This window comes from Devosia aurantiaca, assembly GCF_011058215.1.
In the GTDB taxonomy this organism is placed as follows: Bacteria; Pseudomonadota; Alphaproteobacteria; order Rhizobiales; family Devosiaceae; genus Devosia; species Devosia aurantiaca.
In genome coordinates, this window is the sequence record NZ_JAALFG010000001.1 from 862494 (window position 1) to 882881 (window position 20388).

A 20388-nucleotide genomic window follows, 5' to 3' on the forward strand; every position below is an offset into this window, starting at 1 on the left:
CGGTCGCTTGCTCTTCGCTAGGCTCGTTTCACCCACAAAACGGGATTTGGAACAATGGGAGGAGTTTTTGATGCAGACCATGGCCACGGCAGTAAGACGCGACAGCCATCCGACGACCAACGCGACGACGCAGCTCAAGGATATCCGAAAGACTTTGCCGCTGCGGGTCTTGTCGGAGGACGATTGGCAGCACTGGATCACCAAGGGCTATGTGATCGTCCGGCAGGCCGTGCCTGCGGAAAATGTGGAGCGGCTTGTCGATCTGCTCTGGAAGTTTGACGAGAAGAACCCTGCCGACCAAAGCACCTGGTACGCGCCGCAGCGGCGCGAGCACAAGATGAAGGAGCTCAACAATACCGGCATGCTGGAGATCTACAATCACCAGTATCTTTGGGATAACCGGATGGAGCAGCGCGTCTACGACGCCTTTGTCGACATCTGGGATCGCGAAGACCTTTGGGTCACGATCGACCGCGCCAATCTCAACCCGCCGAAAAAGGTGAAGGGCAGCCCGAACGGTTTTATCCATTGGGATGTCGATACTTCGATCGCGCCACCCCCGATCGGCGTGCAGGGCGTGTTGAGCCTTAAAAAGCAGGACGGCGATGTCGGCGGCTTCCAGAGCGTGCCCTATCTCTTCGAGCATTTCGACGAGTGGGTGAAGACGCAGCCTTCGGACCGCGATCCGATGCATCCGGACATGACCGGGCTCTCGACCGTCAATGTCGATCTCGAACCGGGCGACCTGATGATCTTTAATTCGCTCCTGGCGCACGGCGTGCGGCCCAACCATTCCGACAACCGGGTGCGCATGGCGCAATATATTTCCATGCATCCAGCGGAGTTCGACAACGAGGAAGAACGGCAGGAGCGCATCCGCCTCTGGCGCGAACTCGACAGCCCAAAGCGCGACGCCTTCCCGGGCGATCCTCGCAACTGGGAAAAGCACAATGCCACCACGGCCAAGCTCACCCCGCTCGGGGAAAAACTGCTCGGCCTCTCTCAGTGGTAGTCAGCTAACCCGCTCTCCGGAGCGGGTTTTCGCCACGTTAAATTAACGAGCGGCAATCCGTCGTGGCCTCAACTTTTTCCTGCTAGAGCCCAATTTCACTTAGCAGGGCGCGGCTTTCGCGGCAGAGGTCGGTGAGCAGTCCGGGGTCAGGTAGGCGAGGTTGGCTTCGAAGGCTTGGCGTTGCTGGGCAACGGCTGAGACGAAGGCGGGGTCGGCGGGCTGCGCGCCAAGCCTTGCGCTGCCGGCAAGGATGGCCTCGTCGCTGAGGCCGAAGCCGCATTTGGCATTGGTGGCCTGCATGGTGCTGACCGCTTGTGCAAGATATTGCGTGGGCGATTGCGCGGTCGCGGCCATCGTTGGCAGCAGGGTAGCGAGGAGCAAAAAGACGGTTTTGTGCATGTCGGATACAGACTTGGTTGGGCAATGCTTGATCGCCCCTCCTTGCCAATACCGGGCCTGACCGTCCCCACCCAAACGGGTGTTCAGCTCGCCGCCAGCAGCGCCTCCGTATAGGGATCGGCGATCGTGCCCGAGCGTAGCTGCTCGCGGGTAAGAACCTCCACCGTTTCGGCATTGCGCAGCACCATCAGGCGTTCGCACATATAAGACACGACGGCGAGGTCATGACTGACGATCACGAAGGTGAGGCCCAGCTCGCGCCGGAGGCGATTGAGAAGGTTGAGGATTTCGGCCTGGATCGAGACGTCGAGGGCCGAGGTCGGCTCATCGAGCAACAGCACGCGCGGCGATAGTGCCAAGGCGCGGGCGATGGCGACGCGCTGGCGCTGGCCGCCGGAAAGTTCGTGCGGGTAGCGGAACTGGAAGGCCGCGGGCAGGCCGATAAGGTCGAGGAGTTCGGCAGCGCGGCGCTGAGGGTTGTCGATGCCGTTGATGATCATCGGCTCGGCGATCTGGTGGCCGATGACATAGCGCGGATGGAGCGAAGCGTAGGGGTCCTGGAACACCATCTGCACCACGCGTGCGAGTTGCTTGCGCTCGGTCTTGTGCGGATCAAGGCCGGCAACGCTGATGCTGCCGGACCAATCTGGAACCAAGCCGACGACGGTGCGCAGGATGGTGGATTTGCCCGATCCACTTTCGCCAACGAGCCCGAAGCTCTCGCCTTCTGCAACGCTGAAGGACACGTTCTTGACCACGGCATTGCCGCCATAGCGGACGGTGAGGTTTTCGATGCCGATCATGCTCATGCCCAGCTCGCCTCGCGCTGGAGGGTGGGCAATGGCTCGAGGGGCCCGTTGATCTCGGGGAGGCAGGACAAAAGCCCGCGCGTATAGGGGTGCGTCGCCTCGTGAAGGCGCTTGGCCTCGATGGTTTCGACGATGCGGCCGGCATACATGACGATGACCCGGTCGCAGAATTTGGACACGAGCTTCAAATCATGGCTGATAAAGATCAGCCCCATGCCGCGGCGGGCCACCAGTTCGTCGAGGATGGACATGACCTGCATGCGGACGCTGACATCGAGCGCAGACGTGGGTTCGTCGGCGATCAGCAGATCGGGTTCGCGTACCACCATCATGGCGATCATGACGCGCTGGCCCATGCCGCCGGAAAGTTCGTGCGGGTAAAGCTGGGCGACGCGTGCGGCCTCGCGGATTTGGACCTGTTCCAGCATCTCGATGGCCTTGCGATGGGCGTCGCGGCGGCTGATGCGGCGGTCGCCGATGCGGATGGCTTCAACGATCTGGTCGCCGACGCGCATCACCGGGTTGAGCGAGAATTTGGGATCCTGGAGGATCATGCCCATGCGGCCACCGCGTAGCGCGCGGCGCGTTCGGGGGAGGCTTTTGCCAGATCGATGTTATCGAAAACGAGCTTTTCTGCGCTCATTTTCGCATAGGCCGGCAATACGCCGAGCAGCGAGCGGCCGGTGAGGCTTTTTCCCGAACCGCTTTCGCCGACAATGCCGAGCTTTTCGCGGCCTAGGGTGAAGGAAACGCCGCGCACGGCGTCCTTGAGCTCGCCCTCGTCATTGCGGAAGGCGACATGGAGGTTCTCGATTTCGACCAGGTTGCTCAATTGCGCTGCCTCAGATGCGGGTCGAGCAGGTCGCGCAGGGCGTCGCCCAAGAGGTTAAAGCCGAGCGAGACAACGAAGATGGCGGCGCCGGGAATGGTGGCGACCCACCACTGGTCGAAGATGAACTTGCGGCCGGTCGAGATCATGGCGCCCCATTCGGGCAGAGGTGGTTGCGCGCCAAGGCCGATGAAACCAAGGCCGGCGGCGGTGAGGATGATGCCGGCCATGTCGAAGGTCATGCGCACGATGACCGAGGACAGGCACATCGGGATGATGTGAAGGAAGACGATGCGGGCTTCGCTGGCACCGGCGAGGCGGACGGCGTTGACGAAGTCGGAATTGCGGATGACCAGCGCCTCGGCACGGGCGAGGCGGGCATAGGGCGGCCAGGCGGTGAGGGTAATGGCGAGCGCCGCATTGACAATGCCGGGGCCGAGCGCGGCAACGAAGGCCAGCGCCAGCAGGAGCTTGGGGATGGACAGGAAGACGTCGGTGATGCGCATGAAGACTGCATCCACCCAACCGCCGGCCGTACCCGAGACGGCCCCGATGACCAAGCCGATCGGGGCAGAGGTGACGATTACCAGCCCTACGATGAGAAGGGTGAGGCGCGAGCCGTAGATGAGGCGCGAATAGATATCGCGGCCCAACTCGTCGGCGCCGAACCAAAATTCTGCGTTCGGCGCGGAAAGGCGGGCCGAGAGCGTCGGTAGGTACGGATCATGGGTTGCCAAAAACGGGGCAAAAGCGGCTGTGAACAGCAGCAGTAGAACAATAATCAGCCCGAGCACACCGAGCGGATTGCGCATGAACCGGGCAGCGAAGCGCTTTAACTCGGTGATGCGCGCGGCGCGGAGCGCAGTTCGCGTGTCAATCTGGTTTTCCAAACTCATTTGGCGAGCTCCCGCGAGCGTGGGTCGAGCACGCGATAAAGCACGTCGCTCAGCATGTTGAGGAGCACGAAGACGATGCCGACCAGGAGCGTGCCGCCGAGGACGGCATTCATGTCCGCGGCAAAAAGCGAGGAATAGATGTAGTTGCCGATGCCGGGCCAGGAAAAGATGGTCTCGATCAGCACCGAGCCTTCGAGCAGGCCGCCATAGGAAAGGGCGATGACGGTGACAAGGGGGATGGCCGCGTTGCGCAGGGCATGGCCCATCACCACGCGGAACTCGCTGGCGCCCTTGAGGCGGGCGGTGAGCACATATTCGCGGCTCAGCTGGTCCAGCATCACCGAGCGGGTCATGCGCGAGATGTAGGCCAGCGAATAATAGCCCAGAAGCAGTGCCGGCAGGATCATGTGACTGACGGCGTTCCAGAAGATGTCCCACTCGCCGGCCAGAGCGCTGTCGATCAGGATCATGCCAGTCACGCGGTCGACAACGCCGACATAAAAGACGTCGAGCTGGCCCGGACCCGCCACCCAGTCAAGCAGGTAATAAAAGACGAAAAGCCCAACGAGGCCGAGCCAGAAAACGGGCACGGAATAGCCGACAAGACCAATGATGCGGATCAGGTGGTCGGGCCATTTCTCGTGCCAATAGGCCGAGGCCACACCCATGGGGACGCCAAGGGCGACGCCGATCAGGAGGCCGATGGTCGAGAGTTCGAGCGTGGCCGGGAAGAAGTTAAGAAGATCGGTCAGCACCGGCCGGGAGGTGGAGAACGAGGTGCCGAAATCGCCGCGCAGCAATTTGATCACGTAGTCGATAAACTGCTGCCAGAGCGGCTTGTCGAGGCCGAGCTCGAGATAGACACGCTGGTAGACCTCGGGCAGTGCCTTTTCGCCGACAATCGAGAGCACCGGATCGATAGGCAGGATGCGGCCGATAAAGAAGGTCAATGCCGCCAGACCGAGCAGGGTGATGGCGACGGTAAGCAGCCAGAGCCCGATATCGATGAAGAGGCGCAGCGGTCGGTTGGTCGTGGCGGGCAAAAACGTTTGGCCTGTTGGTTCGAACGCGATCCGGCAGCAATCACCGAACTACACCTCCCCTTGACGGGGGAGGTTGGGAGGGGGTGGGGCTTACGCTCGTTGGGGCATAAGACCCCCACCCTTGATCCCTCCCCGCGAGGGGGAGGGTGTCGACTGCGCGACTAGGTGGACCAACTATTCCTTGGTCACGGCGCCGTAGCGGTCGTCCGAGAAGGTGATGCCGAGGACGACTCCCTTGACGTCGGAGCGCATGGCGACGCGGCGGCTGTCCTGGAACATGTAGAGGAACGGCGAGCTGTCGGTATGGGCGCGCTGGATCTCGTCATACATTTCGGCGCGCTTTTGCGTGTCCTGTTCCTGGACGGCGGCCAGGACCTGATCGGACAACGGGCCCGAATTCCAGCCGAAGCGATCGGCAAGGTTGCCCTTTGCGCCATCGGGATCGGTCGGATCGTTGACGGTAAAGGCCTTGGCGTTGGAATGTGGATCCGGATAATCCGGACCCCACAGACCCACCCAGATATCGAGATCGTGCGAACGATAGCGATCGAGCCACGGGCCGCCATCGACGACCTGGAGGTCGAGGTTGATGCCGGCCTGCGCCATGGTGGCCTGAACGGCCTGGGCATAATCGGGATAGGGCGGCACGTTCCACACCACGGTGTCGAGCGTGATAGGCAAGCTGACGCCGGATTCCTCGAGCAGCGCCTTGGCCTTTTCGAGGTCGAAGGAATAGGGGTTGTAGTCGATATTGCCGCCCAAGAACCCATCGGGGATCATGGTCTGGTGCACCTTGATCGTGCCGCGGCCGATGGTTTCGGCAATGCCATCATAGTCGATGAGATATTTCATCGCTTCGATGACCTTTGGATTGCTCAAGGCCTCATCACGGACATTGGCGCCCATGTAGTAGATTGTCGAGGAATTGCCTTCGAGCACCTGGATGTCGCCATTGCCCTCGACGGCACCGATATCGTCGGGACCAAGCTTGTTGGCAATGTCGATGTCGCCCTTTTCGAGCGCCAGGCGCTGGGTCGCGCTTTCCGGCATGTGCTGAAGGAAAATGCGCTCGACGCCCGGCGCTTCGCCCCAGTAGTTTTCGTTGCGCGACATCAGGATCGAGACCTTGGGGTCCCACTTGGTCAGCACATAGGGGCCGGAACCGGCAGAATTGTCGGCCTTCAGCCAGGCATTGCCATAGTCATTGCTGCCGTCTTCGCGGGTGCCTTCGTGTTCCTTGACGAGGACGCTATCGACGATACCGCCGGTGAAGGACGAGAGAACGTAGAGCACGAAGCTCTGCGCGTATTTCTGGTCGACTTCGATCACCAGCGTTGCATCGTCCATCGCCTTGATCTTTTCGGCGACGTTTTCCTTGGTGATGCCGAACTGAGTCAGGATGAAGGAAATGCGGCTATCGAGCAGGATGACTCGCTGCAGCGAATATTCAGCGTCCTTGGCCGTCACCGGATTGCCCGAGGCGAACTTGGCATTCGGGTTCATGGTGAAGGTGAAAGTCTTGCCGTCTTCCGAGACTTCCCAGCTTTCCGCCAGAACGCCGACGATCTTGGTCGGATCGGCGGGATCGAAGGTGACCAGCGGCTGATACATCTGCTGGCTCATCAAAACGCCGCCGACTTCGGACACTTCGGCCGGATCGAGCGTGATGATGTCGTCGATCGCATCGGCGATCACGAGCGTGTCGGCGGGTGTCTCGGCAAAGGCGCCCGACACGGACATGACCGTGCCGAGAGCGGCCGCAACGAGCGTCTTGTACAAACGCATGGCAGTCTCCCTGTTTGTGATTTTATGCGGCCGGCCCTCGCCGGCTGGTGTTGGCAGCATCATCGCTCACTGATCCCGTTGAAGGTGAAGACCAGTGCGGCAATGGGTAGGATCGTGTCGATTTCGGCAAGGAGGTCTGGCGTCAGGATGCCTGCGTCGCCCAGGGCACAGAGCACGCCGCGCACCTCGCCGCCGATGATGATGGGTGCGCAAAGCGTTGCGCCATAGCCCATGGCGACGAGCTGATCGGTTTCCGGGATGAACTGGCGCATCTGCTCGGGCGTGTTGCCAACCACAGCGCGCTTGTCGCCAAAAATGCGCCGGTTCCAGGCGCCGTCATCGATGGGGTCGAAGCCGCCGATGGGGAAATTCACCTTGTCGGACGTGCCGATGCGGTGAGTGACCGAATGGTCAGGCGCGACGGCAAGCCAGGTGACCGTGCGGACGCCGGACAAGGCTTGGACAACACTGTTGACGAGCGCGATGACTTGCTGAGGCCCGGCAGCAAGGCTGCTGGCAAGGTCATGGGCAAAGGCCCGGTCGATGGCGCTCATACGGGCAGATCGACGCTATTGGTTTGCAGTTCCAAAAGCCCGCCCCAAGTCATTTCGGCGATACTAGATTCCCTGTTTGAACCGGTGTCAACAAGGTTCAGCCGCCGGCCGCGATGGTCTTGTGCAGGGCTGCGTCTTCACTGGTTGGTTCGGAAAAGCCGAGTTCGGCACGAATGCGGCTGGTGTCGAGGGTCAAAGGATAGCGGAGGTCCGACGCTTCGGCGCGTTCCCAAAGGAGACCACGTTCGGATGCCGGGACGGTTTCGATGTCGATACTGATGCCCATGATTTCGGCAAAGCGATGGAGCCATTCGACGGGTGTGCGCACGAAGGACTGGCCGACATTATAGGTTCGGTCGGCGGCACGCGGGTCGAGTGCGGCCACGACGATGGCTTCGGCGACGTCGGTGACATAGCCGTAGGAGTTGAGCCAATGGGCGGCGCGTTCGTCCAGGCGGATCGTGCCGCCGGCGCGGATGGCCTCGATCGCCCAGGCGAAGCGATGCTGCTTGTCGCCGGGTCCAAAGATCATCGGCGCGCGGATGACGGTGGTGGAAAAGCGCTGGTCGGCCAGCGCTGTTTCTTCGATAATGATCTTGTCGTAATCGTCAAAGAGCGCATCGTCGACGCCTTTCGGCCGCCGGGCGTTGCCGCGATAGGGATATCGGAAGCTGCGCAGCGGATCGGTTTCGACGGCCGGATGATGTTGCACCGCAGGCTCTTCACGGCGCAGCAGCCCGCCGTAATTGCTGTACACGTCTACGGAGGACAGCAGCACGTAGCGCCGCCCGGCATCTTCCAAAGCGGCTAAAACCGGCGCTGTGTTGAGCATGCCGAGGGCGAAGATGTCGATGACGGTGGTAATGCCGTGCTTGTCGCATATGGATGACAGCCGCTCGCGGTCCATGCGGTCGGCAGCTTCGAACACGGCGCCGTCCGGAAGCACGATTGGATGCTCGCCGCGTGCGATGACAACCGGTGAAAGGCCGCGCAGCACCAGGCTTTCGACGATTGCCGAGCCGATAAAGCCGGTGCCACCCAGAACCGCAACAGTCATCGCTTTCTCCAAATTCAGGCGCCGAGCGTCATTTCACGAAACGGCACGGCGTCGCTCTCGCCCTCGATGAGATCGAGCCCTACCAGCTTGCGCACGATGCCCAAAGGGTAGTGCTCGGCATAGAGCGGCATTGTCGCAAGCAGCGACTCGGCCAGTTCGATGCCGAGGTCGCGCAGTGACAGGCGGAACGAGGTGAGTTTTGGCACGAGAAAATGCGCCTGCGGGCTGTCGCGGCCGATGACGGCAATGGCGCGGCCCGGCGGCAGGCCGACTTCGTAGAGGCCGTTATAAAGGCCGAGCGACATGACTTCGTTGGTCAAAACGAAGCCCGTGGGGCGGCGGTCGGCCGGCATGGCCGCGATGGCATAGGCAATGGCATGGCCACCGCGCTCATTGGGATGGGCACGGAAGACTAGGTCGGGATCGAAGGTAACGCCATGCCGGGCGAGTGCCTTTTGGTAGGCATCGACGAAGACAAAGCCCAGATTAGTGTCATCGAGCGGCGCGAAAACGCCGATGCGGCGATGGCCTTTCTCGATCAGGCGGCTGACGCCGATTTCGGCCATGCCCTCGAAATCGAGATCGAGCCAAGGATGGCCGGCATCGGTCTTGGAACGGCCGAGGGCGATGAAAGGGATATTGCGTTTGGCGAGAAAATCGATGCGATGATCCTCGCGCTTGGTCGCCGAGATGATCAGGGCATCGGCAAAGCCGCGGGCGACGACGCGCTGCATATAGGCGTCCGGATCCTCTTCCGATGAGCACAGGAGCGCGACGAGATCGAGCTGGTGGCGGGCGAAGACGGTCTGCACACCATCGAAGACGCTCATGAAGAAGACATCGCCTTCGCCGGTGATTTCGTGCCCGGTCTGCATCATGAAGCCGATCACGCCCGTCGAGCCCTTGCGCAGGGCACGGCCGGCCTGGTTGGCGACATAGCCCATGGCGGCGGCAGCTTCGAGCACGCGCTTGCGGGTTTCCTCGTTGACGTCGGGCTTGCCGTTGAGGGCGCGCGACACCGTGCCGATCGAGACGTTCAGCTCCTGCGCGAGACGCCTGATGCCGGTCATTTCCACAAGGATCTCCACCGTTCTGGTTGGCTCCAGAAACGTTTACGATTTCGTATTGACACGTCTGGTCCGCCAAGAATAGCGTCGTAAACGTTTACGGGACAGTGTGCCGAAAGCTGCGATAGACGGCAGGCACACAAGGCCCAGGGAGGAAATCTTGGTATTTACGGCGGTGCTTGCCGGTTGCGGCGGCATGTCCAAAGGCTGGTTGTCGGCCATTTCCGAACATCCGCTGCTGAAGGGGCGGGTCGAGGTCGTCGGGCTTGTCGATCTCGATCGCGCGACAGCGGAAGCCCGGGCAGCGGAGTTCGGCTTGGCGGACGCGGTGGTCGGGACCGACCTGGATGCCGTGCTCGAGAAGACCAGGCCTGATCTCCTGTTCGATGTGGTCATTCCGGTGGCTCGTGCCGGTGTGGTGGCGACCGGCCTGCGCCATGGCTGCCACGTGCTCAGTGAAAAGCCGATGGCGACGAGCCTCGACGAGGGTCGAAAGATGATCGCCGAGGCCCAGGCGGCCGGGCTCATTCATGCCGTAGTGCAGAACCGGCGCTTCATCTCGGGCGTGCGGCGCATTCGCCGGCTGATCGAAAGCGGCGCTATCGGGGAGCTCGCAAGCCTCAACTGCGACTTCTTCATCGGCGCCCATTTCGGCGGCTTTCGCGACAAGATGGAAAACGTGCTGCTGCTCGACATGGCCATCCATACGCTCGACGCCGCGCGCTTCATGTCCGGCAAGGTACCCAAGGCCGTTTATTGCCTTGAGACCAATCCGCCCGGCTCCTGGTACCGCCACGGCGCCGCCGCCAACGCGATTTTCGAGTTCTCCGACAACGTCGTCTTCAACTATCGCGGCTCCTGGGCTGCGGAAGGCGCGAAGACGTCCTGGGAGAGCTCATGGCGCGTCGTCGGCAGCAAGGGCACGTTGCTGTGGGATGGAGACGAAAGTTTCGATGCCAAGGTCGTCGCCAATGACACCGGCTTTTTCCGCGAGCTCGAAACGGTCGACGTCCCGCCGCCGGTAGACGAGGACCAGACGCACGGCCATGCCAGCGTCATCGCCGAGTTTCTCGGCGCCATCGAAAGCGGTCGTCAGCCGGAAACAGTTTCTACGGACAATATCAAGAGCCTCGCCATGGTCTTTGCCGCGATCGAAAGCGCAAAAACCGGCCAGCGCGTCACTATCGATTTAGGACCAAGCACGTGAGCGATCCCGCAAAATCCATCCGCATCGGCACCATGATTTCGGCCTCGTCCGGCAAGGCGGCCGAGCGCATTGCCGAGATCGCTGACCAGGGCTTTGAAAGCTTCGAGCCGTTCTTCTGGCAGACCACCAATGGCCAGAACATCGCCGAATTGGGCAAGCGCAGCCTCGATGCGATCGGGGATCGCGACATCACCATCTCGACCATCGGCATGTTTGGCAATCCGCTGGAAGATGGAGAAATGGATCGCCAGACCCTCCAGGGCTGGAAGGACTGCATCGACAATGCCCACCACTTCGGCGCCACCTGCGTCGCCGGCTTTACCGGCCGGGTACGGGGCAAGCCGCTGACCGATAGCCTGCCGCAATACAAAAGGGTCTGGACCGAACTGGCGCAGCGCGCCGCCGACAAGGGCGTTCGCATCGCTTTCGAAAATTGTGCCATGGACGGCAATTGGCAGACCGGCGACTGGAACATCGCCCACAATCCCGATGCCTGGGAGCTGATGTTCAACGAAACCCCGCAGGACAACATCGGGCTCGAATGGGAGCCTTGCCACCAGATGGTCTACCTGATCGATCCGCTGCCGCAGATTCGCAAATGGGCGCACAAGATCTTCCACGTGCATGGCAAGGACGCGACCATCCGCTGGGACGTCATTCGCGAGCATGGCATTTTCGGCAAGTTGCCCTTTGTCTTCATGCGCACTCCCGGTTTTGGCGACAGCAACTGGACCGACATCATCTCCGAACTGCGTCTGGCTGGCTGGTCGGGATCGATCGACATCGAGGGCTGGCACGATCCGGTCTATCGCGACGATCTGGAAATGACAGGGCAGCTTTACGCACTCAAGCACCTCCAGAACGCCCGCGGCGGCAGTTTTGTCCACGTATAAGTATGACTATTGACGAAAGCTGAGAAACCGTTTTACCTAGGGTGAGAAAAGGGTTTTCCTTTGAGGTATGCTGACGTGGCTAAGGCTGAGCGCATTCGCATCTATGACGTCGCCCGCGTGGCTGGCGTCAGTGTTGCGACTGCCTCCAAGGCCCTCAATGATACCGGCAGGATGACCGAGGCGACGCGCACCCGCGTCAAGCAGACGGCGGCCGCTCTGGGGTTTCGGCCCAATGCCATGGCCCGGGCGCTGACCCGCCAGCGCAGCTTCACCATCGGGCTTTTGACCAACGACACCTACGGCCGGTTTACCCTGCCGGTGATGGCCGGCATCAACGAAGCGCTGGTCGACCAGGGTGTATCGGTGTTCCTCTGCGGCATCGAGGACGATGCGGCGCTCGGCAAGATCCATGTCGATGCCATGCTCGATAAGCAGGTCGATGGCATCATCGCCACTGGCAAGCGCATCGATCGCCGCCTGCCGGTGGATTTGTCCAATCTCCCCGTGCCGGTGGTTTATGCCTTTACCGAAGGGCCGGCGGATGCGGTGACGCTGGTTTCCGACGACAGGCAAGGAGCGCGGGAGGCGACCGAGCATCTGCTGGCTCATGGCCGTCGCCGCCTCGTCCATGTCACAGGGCCGGATAGCTTCGCCTCCGTCCAGAACCGCGCCGAGGCGTTCCGAGCTTCGGCGGGCCAGGACGCGATGGTGCTGCATGGCGCCTGGTCGGAGGCGTGGGGGCACGAGGCAGTCGCCAAACTTTGGGCGCAGCCCAATAGGCCAGACGGCATTTTTTGCGGGAATGACCAGATTGCCCGCGGCGTCGTCGACGCGCTGCGCGAGCGCGGCGTCGACGTGCCTGCCGAGGTTTCGGTGGTCGGTTTCGATAATTGGGAAATCGTCTCGGCGGCTACGCGCCCGCCGCTCACTACGATCGACATGAATCTCAAGGAACTCGGCCGCGAGGCCGGACGCCTGATCCTGGACCTTGCCGAGGGCAGCCGGTCGAGCCGGGCATCCGCACGCTGCCATGCAAGCTCGTGTTGCGCCAATCCTGCGGAAGCGACCGCGTCGCGAACCGCGCCGAAGAAGAGGTGCTTCAGGAGGTTTAGGGAGTGCTGCCACAGGCATTGGCGTGCCCATGGCAGCGGAGGAAAGCGCCGTCTGGAAAGAGGAAATCCAACACGGCACAGGACGCGGCCAAGGCCGCAAGGGAGGATATAATGCAGTTTACCAAGCCCGGTCTATTGGCCGGTCTCGCCTTTGGCGCATTGGTCGCGGCTACGCCCGCCTATGCACAGGTGACGCTCAAGGTCTGGTCCATCGACGGTGTCGACCGGACCGGCATCGCCGACACGTTCTCCAAGGAATTCGATGAGGCCAATGACGACATCGTCGTCGAATATCGCGCCATCCCGTTCGACGAGATCGTTAACGAAACGCTGCGCGCTTTCGCCACCGGCAATGCGCCGGACATCGTCTCCTTCGACAACCCTGATTTCGCTCTCTTCTCGTCGCGCGGCGCCATGCTCGACATCACCGATCGCGTCGCCAATTCGCCTATTATCAGCAAGGCCGAGTATTTCGAAGGCCCGCTCAATTCCGTGACCTGGGAAGGCAAGCTTTATGGTCTGCCCAAATATACCGACACGATCGGCCTCTTCTACAACAAGGACCTCTTCGCCAAGGCCGGCATCACCGAGCCGCCCAGCACCTGGGCCGAGCTGGCTGAAGATGCCGCCAAGCTCACCGACCCGGCCAACAACGTCTATGGCGTGACCTTCTCCGCCCGTGCCGGCGAAGAAGGCACGTTCCAGTTCCTTCCCATCATCCAGATGTCGGGCGGTGGCGCCAACAAGGTCAATACCGAGGGCGCAGCGCAGGTCCTCGATATCTGGAAGGGCCTCATCGACAACGGTTATGCCAGCCGCGACGTGCTGAGCCTTGGCCAGTGGGATTCGACCGGCGTCTTCAATTCGGGCAATGCCGCCATGGCCATTTCCGGCCCGTGGGAAATCGACCGCATGGTGGAAGACGCCAAGTTCGATTGGGGCGTGGCGCTGCTCCCCACCATCAACGAAGACGACCAGAAGTCTTCGGCACTAGGCGGCTTCAACTGGGGCATCATGGCCAACACCCAGCACCCCGACGAAGCCTTCCGCCTGCTTGAATATTTCGTCGAACAGGAAGACCGCATCTTCCCCGAATTCGGCAACCTGCCGGCGCGCGGCGATATCGAATTGCCGGTCACCGGCGAAGCCAAGAAGGATGCGGCACTGGTCGTCTTCCAGGACCAGCTGCAATACGCGCAGCCGCGCGGCCCGCACCCGGAATGGCAGAAGATCTCCAAGGCCATCTATGATGCCGAGCAGCAGGCCCTGACCGGCCAGATGCCGGCCATGGACGCGCTCAACCAGGCGCAGGCCACCATCGACACCATCTTCAAGCAGTAGTCCTCCCTGACTGGGCCGGCCGGAGTTCGCTCTGGCCGGCATTTTTCTCAGGCAAGGTCACGGAGGCTTTCGGTGTCGCGATATTTCAGCGGGCTCAGGGACGGTATCGGTTTCGATATCATCCTGGTCGGCGCAGCTCTGCTCTTTCTTCTGGCGCTTGCCGGCGCGCCGCTGGTCTACAACGTCCTGATGAGTTTTCAGCAGGTGGACATGTTCACCCTGGGCTCGCTGTTCCGCCCCGCTGTGGGCTTCGACAACTATGTCGCCGTTGTGCAGCAGCCCGAATTCTGGCTCGTCACCCGCAACACGCTGATCTTCGTTTTCGGCTCGATGACCGGCCAGTTCGTGCTGGGTTTTGCCCTAGCCCTTTTCTTCGCGCAGAACTTCCCGGGCGCCTCGACCATTCGCGGCCTTTTCCTTGTTTCCTGGGTCATGCCGGGCCTCGTGGTCGGCGGCATCTGGAGCCTGATCCTGGCCGGCGACTATGGCGTGCTGAACGTCATCCTGCGCAGTTTCGGCATCATCGGCTCCAACGTCTTCTGGAAGTCCGATCCCAATTTTTCCATCTGGGCCGTAATCATCGCCAATATCTGGCTCGGCCTTGCGTTCAACATGCTGCTGCTCTCGGTCGGGCTCGCCGCTATTCCGCGCGATCTTTATGAAGCCGCCGAGCTCGATGGCGCCAATGCCTTTCAGCGCTTCTGGACCATCACCTTGCCCATGATGCGCTCGACCATCGGCGCCGTGCTTTCGCTGGGGCTGATCGGCACGCTGCAGCAGTTCGATCTTTTTCCCGCGCTCACCGAAGGCGGTCCGGCAAACACCTCAAACGTGGCCGGCTACTGGTCCTGGCAGCTGAGCTTCCAGCTTTACGACTTCGCCAAGGGCGCCACCGTCTCGGTGATGATGTTCCTGCTCGTCCTTTTTGCCTCGGTCATCTATGTGCGCTCGACCCGCCACGAGGTGCGCGGATGACAAGGACCTATACCCCCTGGCTGCTGCTGGTCGTGGCGCTGGCACTGGCCGCGATCTACCTCTTCCCGCTTTACTGGATGTACGTCACCTCCATCAAATCGGGCTCGGAGATTTTTGCCAATCCGCCCACTTTCTGGCCGGTCTCGCCCAATCTCGGCGTGTTCGCTGATGTGTGGACCCGGCGCACCATGCCGACCTATCTCTGGAACTCGGTGCTGATTGCGGGCGGCGTGACGCTCATCACCGTCGTGCTTGGCACCGGCTGCGCCTATGTGCTCGCCCGCTATCGCAATCCCTGGATCGACGTCGGCCTCTTCGCCATCCTGATGCTGCAAGTGCTGCCGGCCTCGGTGATGATCACGCCGCTCTTTGTCGGCTTCAACCAGCTTGGCCTGCTCAACTTTCCCCGCACCGCCGTGGTGCTGGCGGCAGCCGCAAAGGCCATGCCCTTCTTCGTCGTCCTGGTGCGCGCCACCTTCATGAGCGTGCCGCGCGAGCTCGAGGAAGCGGCGCTGGTGGATGGCAATTCCCGCGTCGGGGCCTTCTTCAACATCGTCCTGCCGCTGGCGCCAACGGCATTTTGGTCTGCGCCATCCTCACCTTCATGAGCGCCTTCGGCGAATACATCTATTCCAAGTCGATCATCCAGAACCCCTCGCAACAGCCCGCCAGCGTCGGACTTTCCGGGTTCCTGGGGCCCAATTCCACCGACTGGAACGCCATCATGGCCTATTCGGCGATCTATGTGACGCCGATCCTTGTCGCCTTCGTCATCCTGCAGCGCCGCATCGTTTCCGGCCTCACCTCGGGAGCCCTCAAATGACCGCCCAGATCGAGCTCGACCGCATCGACAAGCATTACGGCAGCTTCCACGCGCTCAAGAACATCTCGCTGACGATCCCCAAGGGGAGCTTCGTCGCCCTTGTCGGACCCTCGGGCTGCGGCAAGTCCACGCTGCTCCGCTCCATTGCCGGGCTCGAGACCATTTCTTCAGGCCGTATGAGCATTGCCGGCAAGGAAATGACCGGCGTGCCGCCGCGTCACCGCGACATCGCCATGGTGTTCCAGAGCTATGCGCTTTACCCGCACATGACGGTGGAGGAAAACCTCACCTATTCGCTGCGGCTCCATAGCGTCGGCAAGGCAGAGGCCAGGCAGAAGGCGGCCGAGGTCGCGGCAACCACGGGGCTAACGCAACTGCTCGGCCGCTATCCGCGCCAGCTTTCGGGCGGGCAGCGCCAGCGCGTCGCCATGGGCCGCGCCATCATCCGCAATCCCAAGGCGTTTCTGTTCGACGAGCCGCTGTCCAACCTCGATGCCTCGCTGCGCGTGCAGATGCGCAAGGAAATCCGCGCCCTGCATGATCGGCTCGGCGCCACCTCGGTCTATGTGACACATGACCAGATCGAAGCCATGACCATGGCCGATTGGGTCGTGGTCATGCGCGATGGCATTATTGAGCAGCAGGGCAGGCCGCTCGATCTTTACGATCGGCCGGTCAACCGCTTCGTTGCCGGCTTCATCGGCTCTCCGGCCATGAACTTCTTGGCCGGCAAGATTGCCGAGAGTGGCGATGCCGTTTTGCTCGATGCCGGTGGCACGCTGCCGCTGGCCCGCAGGCTCGAGCCGGGCAGGGCGGTGATCGCCGGTGTGCGGCCGGAGCACCTTGTTGTCAGCAAAGATGCGGCGACATTCCACCTCGATGTCGGAACGGTCGAGTCCACGGGCTCGGCAACCTATCTCACCTCACAAGATGGCAGCTTCCAGCTCGTCCAGTCCGAGCGCACCGACCTTGCCGCCGTCGACCGCGTCGGCCTGCGCATCGATCCAGCCCATGTCCACCTTTTCGATCCGACGACCGGTATCGCACTTTAAGGCCGCACCCATGTCCCGCTACGCCCCGTTCCGTTTCCCGAGGTCAAGCTCGAAGGCCAGTTCTGGCACGAGCGTCTCGATACCGTCCTTGCCCGCACGGTGCCCAGCCAGCACAAGAAGCTGGGCGAATACGGCATCCTCGACTCCCTAAAACTCCCCAGCCGCCACCGCCGCTGCGCTTTCCGCGCCACGCCAATGGCTTTACCGTCCAGGTGTTCTGGGACAGCGACGTCGGCAAGTGGATCGAGGCGGCGAGCTATGCGCTCGCGCATCGCCGCGACGACGATATCGAGGCCAAGATTGAGGCGGCAATCGACGATCTCGAAAAGGCGCAGGCGCCCGATGGCTATCTCAACTGCTGGTATCTCGGCCGCGAGCCCGACAAGCGCTGGACCAACCTGCGCGACAACCACGAAATGTATAACGCCGGCCACCTGCTCGAAGGCGCCGTCGCCTACTTCCAGGTCACGGGCCGCCGGCGCTTCCTTGACATCATGGAGCGCTATCTGGACCACATCTACGCCACCTTCGGCACCGGTCCCAACCAGCGTCGCGGCTATGACGGGCACGAGGAAATCGAGCTGGCGCTGATGAAGCTTTATTACCTCACGGGCGAGCGCAAGCATCTCGACTTCGCCACCTACATAATCAACGAGCGCGGCCAGCAGCCGCCGCATTATTTCGACATCGAGCGCGAGCGGCGCGAGGGTGGCGACACGCGTCAACCCTATGTCCACGGCAACTACGAATATTCGCAGTCCCACAAGCCGGTGCGCGATCAGGACAAGGTCGTCGGCCACGCCGTGCGCGCCATGTATCTTTATACCGCTATGGCTGACCTCGCCGCCGAGCTCAACGATCCCGAGCTCAAGCGCGCCTGCGAAGTGCTGTGGGACGATGTCATGCAAACAAAGATGTATGTGACAGCGGGTCTTGGCCCATCGGCGCACAACGAAGGCTTCACCCACGATTTCGACCTGCCCAACCAGACCGCCTATGCCGAAACCTGTGCCTCGGTGGCGCTGATCTTTTGGGCGCAGCGCATGCTGCATCTCGATCTCGACGGCAAATATGCCGATATCCTCGAACTCGCCATGTTCAACGGCGCGCTCTCCGGCCTCAGCCGCGATGGCGAACATTATTTCTATGCCAATCCGCTCGAGAGCGACGGAACGCCGACGCGCTGGGAATGGCACACCTGCCCCTGCTGCACCATGAACGTGTCGCGCCTAGTGGCGTCGGTCGGCCAGTACTTCCTGTCCACCGCGGAAGACGGTGTCGCCTTCCACCTCTATGGCGGCATTGCTTCGAATGTCGACATTGCGGGCACCAAGGTGTCCCTGCGCGAAGTCTCGACCTATCCCTGGTCAGGCGACATCAAGATCCATGTCGATCCCGAGACGCCGGCTACCTTCGACGTCAAACTCCGCATTCCGGACTGGTGCGAAGGTGCGGGCGTGTCGGTGAACGGGGAAACCATCGATCTTTCCACTGCCGAAAAGGGCTATCTGACGATCAACCGCGAATGGCAGAAAGGCGACGTCATCAGCCTCGATCTGCCCATGCCGCCGGTACGTCTCTATGCCCATCCCGGCGTCATCATGGATGCCGGTCGCGTGGCGCTGAAGCGCGGACCGCTGGTCTATTGTCTCGAAGAAACCGACAATCCCGGCGGCAAGGTGCAGCGGCTGAAACTCCCGCGTCATGCGCAGCTGCGAACCGAAAAGAGCGATCTCTTCGACGGCATCGTCACGCTCAAGGCGGACGCCACCGCAATCGACGAAGCCGACTTCCGCCAGCTTTATCGCACCGACCCGCCACAGGAAACGCCGTCGACCCTCACCGCCGTGCCGTATTTCCTTTGGGCCAATCGCGAGCAGGGATCGATGGTCGTGTGGGTGCCTGAAGCGGTGGGCTGAAGCGCTTAGTGCTCCAAGCGCTTCTCGCCAGCCTCGATCCGGATCGGCAGGACGTTTTCTGCCGGTGGCAGCGGACAGACTGCGTGTTCGGTGAAGGCGCAGGGCGGGTTGATGGCCTTGTTGAAGTCGAGGACGATGGTCTTGTCGGTCACGTCCTCGCCGAAAACGAAGCGGCAGGCGGCATAGGTGGTGTCGCGCGAGGTCTGGTCGCGGATTACGAATTGTGGCGCCTCGGGCGTGCCATGCGTGGCGAGCAGCTCGTAGGTCACGCCATCGCGGATGAAAACCGCCTTGTGGGTCGCTTCGACATTGGTCGGGATCGACTTCGACGTGTCGATGGTAAGACCTTTCGGTGCGTCGAGTGCAATCCAGTCGGCCGTGATGCGCCAGCTGGGGTCGAGCGCAAAATATTGCAGCGGCGGCAGCTGGTCGGCCGCCTTCGAAGCCGTGTCGCGGACCCGCAACGCGTTTTCGCCGTTGATCGAGGTCACCTCGAGCAGCAGGTTGCCGGCGTTGAACTGCGGCGGCTTGTATTTGAGAGTTTCAGCACCTGCGGCGTGCCGCCATCGGCAGGCGTGTAGGTGACCTGGCCTTTCGCATCCTGGGTCAGGCTGCCGACATGGTCAGGCCCGGCGGAAAGGACGATGTCATTGTCCTGGGTGGCCCCGACGGTGACCGTGCCCTCGGAAAGCCAGACGCGGGCGATGATGTTGAGCCAGCCATTGGGTGCCTTGAGCGCTTCGAGGCGGCGGCTCTGCCAATCGGCATATTGGGTTGGGTAGTCGGTCATGACGGTTCCTGGGTGAGCGAAAGACGCGGCACGCTGGCAAGCAGGCGCTGCGTGTAGGGATGTTGTGGCTGCGCAAGCACCTGGCGCGTGTCGCCGGCCTCGACGATGCGGCCTTTTTCCAAAATGACGATGCGGCGGCAAAGCGCGGCAACGACGCCGATATCGTGCGAGACGAAGAGCAGGCTCATGTCCTGGCTGAGACGCGACAAGAGGTCGACGATGCGGGTGCGGGTGGTGAGGTCGAGCGCGCTCACGGCTTCATCGGCGAGCAGCAGGCGCGGTCCGGGGACGATGGCGCGGGCAATGGCAATGCGCTGCCGCTGGCCGCCCGAGAACTGATGCGGGTAGCGGGCGGCGACATCGCGGTCGAGCCCGACGGCCTCAAGCGCGTCACCGACGAGCTTGGCGTGATCGCCGCCGATCTTCAAAGAGCGCAGCGGCTCGGCGATGATGGAAAAGATTGTCTGGCGTGGATCGAGCGAGGAATAAGGATCCTGATAGACAACCTGCGCCTGGCGCCGGAAATCGCGCATGAAGGCGCGATTGCTTGGGTCTAATTTTTGGCCATCGAAACTGATGGTGCCACTATCCGGACGCGCGAGACCCAGCAGCAGGCGCAGCAGGGTGGTCTTGCCTGAGCCGCTCTCACCGACAAGGCCAATCGTGTCGCCTACGGCGATATCGAGCGAGACATCGTCGAGGATGCGGCGATCGGCGGAATAGCCGAAGCTGACATTTTGGACGCGTACCAGGGTCATGGCCGGCCCCCGAGCGCCTGGTCAAAGCTGCGGGCGGCGGCCAAGAGGCTCTTCGTGTAGTCGTGCT

General features: G+C 62.0%; 17 protein-coding genes and 4 pseudogenes. 9 read left to right on the forward strand and 12 right to left on the reverse strand.

Going from position 1 to position 20388, the window contains the following annotated elements; all coding sequences use genetic code 11:
- The first annotated feature begins 79 nt into the window (after window positions 1–79).
- Window positions 80–1012, forward strand: coding sequence for a phytanoyl-CoA dioxygenase family protein (locus G5575_RS04485; RefSeq protein WP_164533734.1), 933 nt, complete (start codon window positions 80–82; stop codon window positions 1010–1012).
- 99 nt (window positions 1013–1111) lie between these two features.
- On the opposite strand, the gene G5575_RS04490 is transcribed toward G5575_RS04485, so the two are convergent.
- The 9 genes and pseudogenes from G5575_RS04490 to G5575_RS04530 all read right to left on the reverse strand — a co-directional run bounded on the left by G5575_RS04490 (window position 1112) and on the right by G5575_RS04530 (window position 9454).
- Window positions 1112–1411 carry a hypothetical protein gene (locus G5575_RS04490; RefSeq protein WP_164533264.1) on the reverse strand — a complete coding sequence of 100 codons (300 nt, stop codon included), beginning with the start codon at window positions 1409–1411 and terminating at the stop codon, window positions 1112–1114.
- Window positions 1412–1494: 83 nt separating this feature from the next.
- The gene (locus tag G5575_RS04495) at window positions 1495–2214 is read right to left on the reverse strand and encodes an ABC transporter ATP-binding protein (protein ID WP_207633038.1); all 720 of its coding nucleotides are present in this window, start codon (window positions 2212–2214) and stop codon (window positions 1495–1497) included.
- Between the two features lie 2 nt (window positions 2215–2216).
- Window positions 2217–3052: pseudogene (locus G5575_RS04500) on the reverse strand (ABC transporter ATP-binding protein).
- On the reverse strand, window positions 3049–3945 hold the full coding sequence (locus tag G5575_RS04505) for an ABC transporter permease (protein WP_164533266.1): 897 nt from the start codon (window positions 3943–3945) through the stop codon (window positions 3049–3051). Before G5575_RS04505 ends, G5575_RS04500 begins: the two are co-directional and overlap by 4 nt.
- The gene (locus tag G5575_RS04510; protein WP_207632991.1) at window positions 3942–4988 is read right to left on the reverse strand and encodes an ABC transporter permease; all 1047 of its coding nucleotides are present in this window, start codon (window positions 4986–4988) and stop codon (window positions 3942–3944) included. Before G5575_RS04510 ends, G5575_RS04505 begins: the two co-directional genes overlap by 4 nt.
- Before the next feature lie 174 nt (window positions 4989–5162).
- Window positions 5163–6773 carry an ABC transporter substrate-binding protein gene (locus G5575_RS04515; protein WP_164533267.1) on the reverse strand — a complete coding sequence of 537 codons (1611 nt, stop codon included), beginning with the start codon at window positions 6771–6773 and terminating at the stop codon, window positions 5163–5165.
- A gap of 59 nt (window positions 6774–6832) precedes the next feature.
- Window positions 6833–7327, reverse strand: a complete 495-nt coding sequence (locus tag G5575_RS04520) for a GAF domain-containing protein (RefSeq protein ID WP_164533268.1) — start codon at window positions 7325–7327, stop codon at window positions 6833–6835.
- A gap of 97 nt (window positions 7328–7424) precedes the next feature.
- Window positions 7425–8384 (reverse strand): NAD-dependent epimerase/dehydratase family protein, encoded by a 960-nt coding sequence (locus G5575_RS04525; protein ID WP_164533269.1) that lies wholly within the window; start codon window positions 8382–8384, stop codon window positions 7425–7427.
- Between the two features lie 14 nt (window positions 8385–8398).
- Entirely contained in the window at window positions 8399–9454 is a 1056-nt protein-coding gene (locus tag G5575_RS04530; protein ID WP_164533270.1) for a LacI family DNA-binding transcriptional regulator, read from the reverse strand.
- Between the two features lie 157 nt (window positions 9455–9611).
- Here G5575_RS04530 and G5575_RS04535 point away from each other — a divergent pair, with 157 nt between their 5' ends.
- The 8 genes and pseudogenes from G5575_RS04535 to G5575_RS04570 all read left to right on the forward strand — a co-directional run.
- Window positions 9612–10658, forward strand: coding sequence for a Gfo/Idh/MocA family protein (locus tag G5575_RS04535; RefSeq protein ID WP_164533271.1), 1047 nt, complete (start codon window positions 9612–9614; stop codon window positions 10656–10658).
- Window positions 10655–11551 carry a sugar phosphate isomerase/epimerase family protein gene (locus tag G5575_RS04540; protein WP_164533272.1) on the forward strand — a complete coding sequence of 299 codons (897 nt, stop codon included), beginning with the start codon at window positions 10655–10657 and terminating at the stop codon, window positions 11549–11551. The genes G5575_RS04535 and G5575_RS04540 overlap by 4 nt, the downstream gene beginning before the upstream one ends.
- 60 nt (window positions 11552–11611) lie before the next feature.
- A pseudogene (locus G5575_RS04545) lies at window positions 11612–12663 on the forward strand (LacI family DNA-binding transcriptional regulator).
- Between the two features lie 111 nt (window positions 12664–12774).
- Window positions 12775–14004, forward strand: a complete 1230-nt coding sequence (locus tag G5575_RS04550; protein ID WP_164533273.1) for an ABC transporter substrate-binding protein — start codon at window positions 12775–12777, stop codon at window positions 14002–14004.
- Between the two features lie 72 nt (window positions 14005–14076).
- Window positions 14077–14979 (forward strand): carbohydrate ABC transporter permease, encoded by a 903-nt coding sequence (locus G5575_RS04555; RefSeq protein ID WP_164533274.1) that lies wholly within the window; start codon window positions 14077–14079, stop codon window positions 14977–14979.
- Window positions 14976–15802, forward strand: a pseudogene (locus G5575_RS04560) (carbohydrate ABC transporter permease). The gene G5575_RS04555 and the pseudogene G5575_RS04560 overlap by 4 nt, the downstream one beginning before the upstream one ends.
- On the forward strand, window positions 15799–16854 hold the full coding sequence (locus tag G5575_RS04565; protein ID WP_164533275.1) for an ABC transporter ATP-binding protein: 1056 nt from the start codon (window positions 15799–15801) through the stop codon (window positions 16852–16854). The pseudogene G5575_RS04560 and the gene G5575_RS04565 overlap by 4 nt, the downstream one beginning before the upstream one ends.
- A 21-nt stretch (window positions 16855–16875) precedes the next feature.
- A pseudogene (locus G5575_RS04570) lies at window positions 16876–18773 on the forward strand (glycoside hydrolase family 127 protein); the annotation flags it as partial.
- Window positions 18774–18778: 5 nt separating this feature from the next.
- Here G5575_RS04570 and G5575_RS20030 read toward each other — a convergent pair.
- Genes G5575_RS20030 through G5575_RS04580 form a run of 3 tightly spaced genes read right to left on the reverse strand, consistent with a single transcriptional unit; the run spans window position 18779 to window position 20321 of the window.
- The gene (locus G5575_RS20030; RefSeq protein ID WP_328765838.1) at window positions 18779–19264 is read right to left on the reverse strand and encodes a DUF1684 domain-containing protein; all 486 of its coding nucleotides are present in this window, start codon (window positions 19262–19264) and stop codon (window positions 18779–18781) included.
- A complete protein-coding gene (locus G5575_RS20035; protein WP_235935575.1) occupies window positions 19261–19563 on the reverse strand; it encodes a hypothetical protein in 303 nt (100 codons plus the stop codon). The genes G5575_RS20030 and G5575_RS20035 overlap by 4 nt, the downstream gene beginning before the upstream one ends.
- The gene (locus tag G5575_RS04580) at window positions 19560–20321 is read right to left on the reverse strand and encodes an ABC transporter ATP-binding protein (protein WP_164533276.1); all 762 of its coding nucleotides are present in this window, start codon (window positions 20319–20321) and stop codon (window positions 19560–19562) included. The genes G5575_RS20035 and G5575_RS04580 overlap by 4 nt, the downstream gene beginning before the upstream one ends.
- Window positions 20322–20388: the final 67 nt, after the last annotated feature.